6 protein-coding genes and 1 pseudogene are annotated in these 5125 nt (G+C 63.0%); 6 read left to right on the forward strand and 1 reads right to left on the reverse strand.

What is annotated here, in order from left to right; all coding sequences use genetic code 11:
* Positions 1-178 precede the first annotated feature (178 nt).
* Positions 179-397, reverse strand: a complete 219-nt coding sequence (locus AB4Y86_RS11685; RefSeq protein WP_441402394.1) for a hypothetical protein — start codon at positions 395-397, stop codon at positions 179-181.
* A gap of 233 nt (positions 398-630) precedes the next feature.
* Between AB4Y86_RS11685 and AB4Y86_RS11690 the strand changes: the two genes are divergently transcribed.
* The 6 genes and pseudogenes from AB4Y86_RS11690 to AB4Y86_RS11715 form a co-directional block, all read left to right on the forward strand.
* Positions 631-1695, forward strand: coding sequence for a sodium:calcium antiporter (locus AB4Y86_RS11690; protein WP_441402395.1), 1065 nt, complete (start codon positions 631-633; stop codon positions 1693-1695).
* A gap of 238 nt (positions 1696-1933) precedes the next feature.
* Entirely contained in the window at positions 1934-2554 is a 621-nt protein-coding gene (locus AB4Y86_RS11695; RefSeq protein WP_441402396.1) for a hypothetical protein, read from the forward strand.
* Positions 2555-2565: 11 nt separating this feature from the next.
* A pseudogene (locus tag AB4Y86_RS11700) lies at positions 2566-2736 on the forward strand (IclR family transcriptional regulator domain-containing protein); the annotation flags it as partial.
* A gap of 199 nt (positions 2737-2935) precedes the next feature.
* Entirely contained in the window at positions 2936-3916 is a 981-nt protein-coding gene (locus AB4Y86_RS11705) for a glutamate ABC transporter substrate-binding protein (RefSeq protein ID WP_441402397.1), read from the forward strand.
* Between the two features lie 10 nt (positions 3917-3926).
* The gene (locus tag AB4Y86_RS11710) at positions 3927-4574 is read left to right on the forward strand and encodes an amino acid ABC transporter permease (protein WP_441402398.1); all 648 of its coding nucleotides are present in this window, start codon (positions 3927-3929) and stop codon (positions 4572-4574) included.
* A gap of 13 nt (positions 4575-4587) precedes the next feature.
* Positions 4588-5125, forward strand: a 538-nt coding sequence (locus AB4Y86_RS11715) for an ABC transporter permease subunit (protein WP_441402399.1), incomplete at its 3' end; no start/stop codon positions are given.

Raw genomic sequence — 5125 nt, forward strand, 5'->3', positions numbered from 1 at the left:
TGACTCCCCACTCCCTGACGCGTTGGACCACAAAATCGCTAACAGTTGCCATGGTTCTTCCTCCTACTATGGTGCCGGGCGGGCCAGGCCAGACGGGCGGCGTGCGGTGACGGCCGTCATGGTCATCGTGAGCAGTTTGGGGCCTACCTGAGGACCGCCGGCGCGCCGTGGTAATTGCTCAGCTGCCAGCCCGGACTGCCGCAGCGGCGAGGATAAAGCCGGTGAGGGCAGAGGCGGCGCACAGTATCCAGAGCACGCCGACGACGCCGCTTTTCTGCCGTACGACGCGGGGTCCCGCCGTGGCCGCGACACCGGCCCGAATCAAGGCGGTACCCGCGCTGGCGATGGCGATTGTCCAGCACAGCCACTGGAAGACGACCGTTGAACCTTGTCCCATGGTCTTCCTTTCTAAAGGGGGCGTATGCGGCAGGCTGCCGGCACAGTAGTTCCTTGCATTTACGCTACCATTGCGTAAGCGCAATGGAAATAGTTTCACGTCGCCCCCTTGCCGTGGCACTCCGGGGACGTTGCTGTGCGACGCGGCTCAGAACCCGGGGAGGATACCATTGCGTCAGCGCAAATGAATGCTCCGTGAGCGGGCCAGCGTGCCCGGATTGGATCGTGGTAGTGATGGGGTCTTTGCCTCTGTGGCTTTTGATCGTTATCTTCGTCGGCGCCTCGGTTGTGATTTGGTTCGCCGGCATCCAGCTCTCCAGGAAGACCGACATTCTGGACAAGCGCTTCCATCTCGGCTCAGCTTTAGGCGGGTTGATTCTTTTGGCCATCGCGACGAATCTTCCCGAGCTTGCCATCACGGTCAGCGCCGCCATGTCCGGGAACCTGGAAGTGGCYGTGGGCAACATCCTCGGCGGCATTGCCCTGCAGACAGTCGTTTTGGTGGTGCTGGACGTCTTCGGCGTTAAGGGAAAGCACCCCCTCACCTACAAAGCTGCGTCCCTGACGCTCGTCATCGAGGCCGTGACTGTCGTCGCCGTGCTCGCCGTGGTCGTCGCCGGAAGCCAGATGCCATCAGGCGTGGTGTTCGCGCGCCTGACGCCGGGTGCGGTTCTGATCGCAGTCGTATGGGTTGTGGGTTTGTTGCTTGTCCAGCGCGCGCAGAAGCACCTTCCCTGGCAGGAGGAGGGCGAGGCCCCGGAAAGCCAGTCCGAACCCAAGGGTCACAGCAAGGCAAAAAGTCAGTACGACTCCACGAAAACAAAGGGCACCGGCGCTTCTGTTGCTGTTTTTGCTGTCGCCGCCGTCGCCACCCTGATCGCCGGCGTCGTGCTTGARCAAAGTGGCAGTGCAGCAGCGGACCAGCTCGGTCTCTCCGGTGTGCTCTTCGGCGCCACTGTGCTGGCCCTGGCAACCTCCCTGCCGGAAATTTCCACCGGCCTCGCCTCGGTACGCCAGGGTGATTACAAGCTGGCCGTCAGCGACATTTTTGGCGGAAACGCCTTCCTTCCGGTTCTCTTCTTTCTGGCGGTCCTCATCTCCGGCAAGGCGGTCCTGCCGCAGGCCCAGGCCACCGACATCTATCTCACGGCCTTGGCGATCCTCCTCACCGTCGTGTACCTGCTGGGTCTGCTTTTTCGGCCCCAACGGCGCATAGCGAGGATGGGGGCCGATTCCCTTATTGTGCTGGTGCTCTATGCGCTCGGCGTCGCCGGACTCTTCGTCGTCGCCGGAGGATGAGGCTGGCGYTGCTGTTGCGCCGGCTACGATGCCCGGTCGGCGCCAAGGGCCAGCCACCGGCCCCGGTTCCGGTGCGGACAGTGGAGGTCAGATGCGCCACCGCGACCGTCACATGAACCGCCTGCCTTTCGGCCCCAGCGGCGAGACATACGCGACGGGGGTAGCCCGTGGCCCTAGTAGCAGGGCCCTTGCCACACCCCACGAGCGGGACGCGGAGAACCACGATGAAAGGAAGCCCATGAAGACTGACCCAAGCAAGTCCGGCGCCGTCAATGCTGAGCCACTCAAAGGGGACCCCGCAGGACAGGACCCCACCGTTCAGGTCCCTGCTGCGGACGTGAAGCTGCAGCTTCAACTTGCGATCTTCGAGGCAAGCAAGGGCTCCGAAGGCAAAAGCCACGCCGAGATCCTAGAGAGGCTGCGGTCCGCTCTAGCCGCCCGCGGCGTTGCGGAACCACCGCCCACTTGGTTGGAGTCGGTCGCCTCTTCAGCGTTCTACGGCAAGCCCTACCTCATTGACTTCCCCACTGCGACCGCAGCAGACTCCGCCGTGCCCGCTCCCAATCAAGAAGTCCGGAWCCGCCTCGCAGGCCGCCGCGAGCTTCGGGCGGAAAAGCTTCCGCCCGGAATCTTCCCCTCCACGGATGACTGGGACGTGCCCATCATCGAATCTCCCGCGGGTGCCCCCCAAGTTGTGAACCCGGCCATCATTTCCCGGCGGGCAACGAGAATCGCTGCGGGCCTGGTTTTGGTAGGAGTCGTCGTTGCGGCCGTAGTCCTGGTCATCCAGTCTGCCCGGACATCCAACCGGCGCCAGACGACCCTGCGGGCCAACCCCCGCGGAGGGGAAGTCGGCTAGGGCAATAAGCTCAGAAAATCGGCGTTCGCTGTTTTGCCGCCGCCGTCGCCAACGCACCCACTCCCATGGCCCTCTCAGTCTCTGGGCCCGTTTTCAGGGTGGACCAAGCCTTTGCGGATCGTGCAGTTCCCCTACTTCAAGAAGCCGCCAAGGCGATCTCCGACGAGTGGAACGTGTTGTAGCAGCCGGGGCCACAGGTCGGAAGGCCCGATGAGGAGCGGCCCGGTGGCTGGCGGACCGGGCCAGGYGATCAACAGTCCACTTATTGTTACGATCCAGAACTGTTTTTTGTGGCGTTTGCCAATTCGAGAGCGATTCAGTCGTAGGTTGGACCCACAACGGCGATCAGGTGGGTGTCGCCGGCCACGAGAGGACCAATTCATGTCAGATCTTGATCGCGTTTCGTCACTGCTCTTGAGCCGGCGGGGGGCGCTTGCCCTTGGACTGGGAACATTGGGCGCAGGCGCGCTCGCCGGATGCGGCGGCACACCGTCCTTGCCGACACCGTCCGGCTCCGGCGGTTCCAGCGGGGCGGCCGGCGGTTCCGTTATCGACATGGCTGCCTACGACGCCGTCGTAGCGAAAGGTGCAGTGGCCGCTGATTCCGTGGTGCAGGCGAGCGCCTGGGCGAAAGCCATCAAGGCCAAAGGGCAGTTGGTGCGCGGCGGCACCGACACGTCGACGCTCTTTTCGCTGCGGGACCCTGCCACGGGAAAGGTGGCCGGATTTGATGCGGGTCTTTCACAGTTGCTGGCCAGGTACATTTTCGGCGAGCCTAAAGAGAATCTTGCTCAGGTTACGGTGGACACCCGGGAGACGCTGCTGCAGAACAACTCTGTCGATGTCATCTTTGCCACGTATTCGATCACTGCCAAGCGCGCCGAGAAAGTGGATTTCGGCGGTCCATACTACGAGTCGAAGTCGGCAATCCTGGTCAAGGCGGACAACACGTCCATCAAATCCGTTGCTGACCTCGCAGGCAAGACGGTCGCCACGCAAAGCGCGTCCACCGGCGTCACGCTCCTCAAAGAGGTCGCCCCTCAGGCGAACGTCCAGACTTTCGATGACAACCCCAAATGTCTTGCCGCGGTCCAGCAGGGGCGGGTGGAGGCTTACGTAATCGACCAGTCCATCTTGTTGTCCAATGCTGCCAAGAACAAGGACGTGAAAATCGTCGGCGAGACCTTCGGGAACAGCGATAAATACGGCATCGGGTTGCACAAAGGCACGGATGCACTGGCGTTCGTCAACGCGTGGCTGAAACTCGTGGAGTCCGACGGCTCATGGGACGGGCTGTGGAAGGCCACCGTTGGCCAGGTGCTGAAGACCGACCCGCCGAAGCCGCCTGCCATCGGCGCCTGAGGCAGCGTCTGTGGATCAGTTGTTTACGACCTACCTTGACCAGCTGCTGGCTGGGCTCTGGATGACGTTGCGATTGACCGCCGTTGGCTTCCTCGGTTCGCTGGTGGTCGGGACCGCAGTCGCGGCGTGCCGGGTCAGCCCGATTCTGCCCCTGCGCGCCCTGGGCCGGCTGTACGTGGAGCTCTTCGTCAACATCCCGCTGATCAGTTTGTTGGTGGTGGTCACGTTCGGTCTCCCGGACATCGGCATCACGTTCGACCTGTTCAGCTGCGCGGCCATCTCCATGATTCTACTGGGCGGAGCCTTCACCTGTGAGGCGATCCGGACCGGGGTCAACGCGGTGTCGGTGGGCCAGGTCGAGGCCGCTCGATCCATCGGGTTGGACTTCTCCGGAGTGCTCCGGTTCGTACTTTTCCCCCAGGCTTTCCGCAGCGTCGTCCAGCCCGTGGTCAACGTGTTCATCGGCATCCTGCTGAGTTCATCCCTGGCCGGCGTCATAGGCGTGAAGGACCTCACTCTTCAGGTGTCGGAGATCAACAACGAAGCCGCGTTGGGGCTGACCACATACTTGCTGGCCGCCGTTGCGTATGCGGTTATTTCCCTGCTGGCGGGCGGCCTGGGAGCCCGGCTGGAACAACGGCTGCGGATTAAGCGATGAAGGGCTTCTAACCATGAGCACGCAGGACAGTCTCTTCGACGCGGCCGGCCCGAAGGCGCGGCGGCGGATACGCATCATCACGGCGCTCAGCCTCGCGCTTATGGCCTGCATCGCGGTGGCGGTGCTGCTGCGCTTTGGCCAGGCCGGGCAACTTGCCCCCGACCGCTGGGTTGAATTTACGCAAGGGCCCTACCTGCTCTTCCTGCTGGCCGGTCTGGGCAATACAGTGGCCGCGGCCGCTGTGTCCGCGGTCTTTGCCCTGCCGCTCGGTCTGGTCCTGGCGCTCGGCAGGCTGTCGCCGCGCACATCCCTTCAACGGTTCTCCACCGGCTGGATTGAGTTCTTCCGTTCTGTTCCGCTGCTCCTTGTGGTCTACATCTTTGTCAGCGGCCTTCCTCAATATGGGATCAACCCCGACATTTTCTGGAAACTGGTTATCCCGATCACGCTATGCAGTTCTGCAGTCATGGCTGAGATCTTCCGGGCCGGTATCAGGGCCCTTCCCGCCGGCCAGAGCGAGGCCGGGCTGAGCCTGGGGCTCTCACAAGGAC

The organism is Arthrobacter sp. 2YAF22_2, assembly GCF_052114645.1.
Taxonomy (GTDB): domain Bacteria; phylum Actinomycetota; class Actinomycetes; order Actinomycetales; family Micrococcaceae; genus Arthrobacter.

Excerpts from the sequence above, each read along its gene's own strand:
- AB4Y86_RS11705 (WP_441402397.1), top strand. The coding sequence starts at position 2,936 with ATGTCAGATCTTGATCGCGTTTCGTCACTGCTCTTGAGCCGGCGGGGG.
- AB4Y86_RS11685 (WP_441402394.1), bottom strand. The coding sequence starts at position 397 with ATGGGACAAGGTTCAACGGTCGTCTTCCAGTGGCTGTGCTGGACAATC.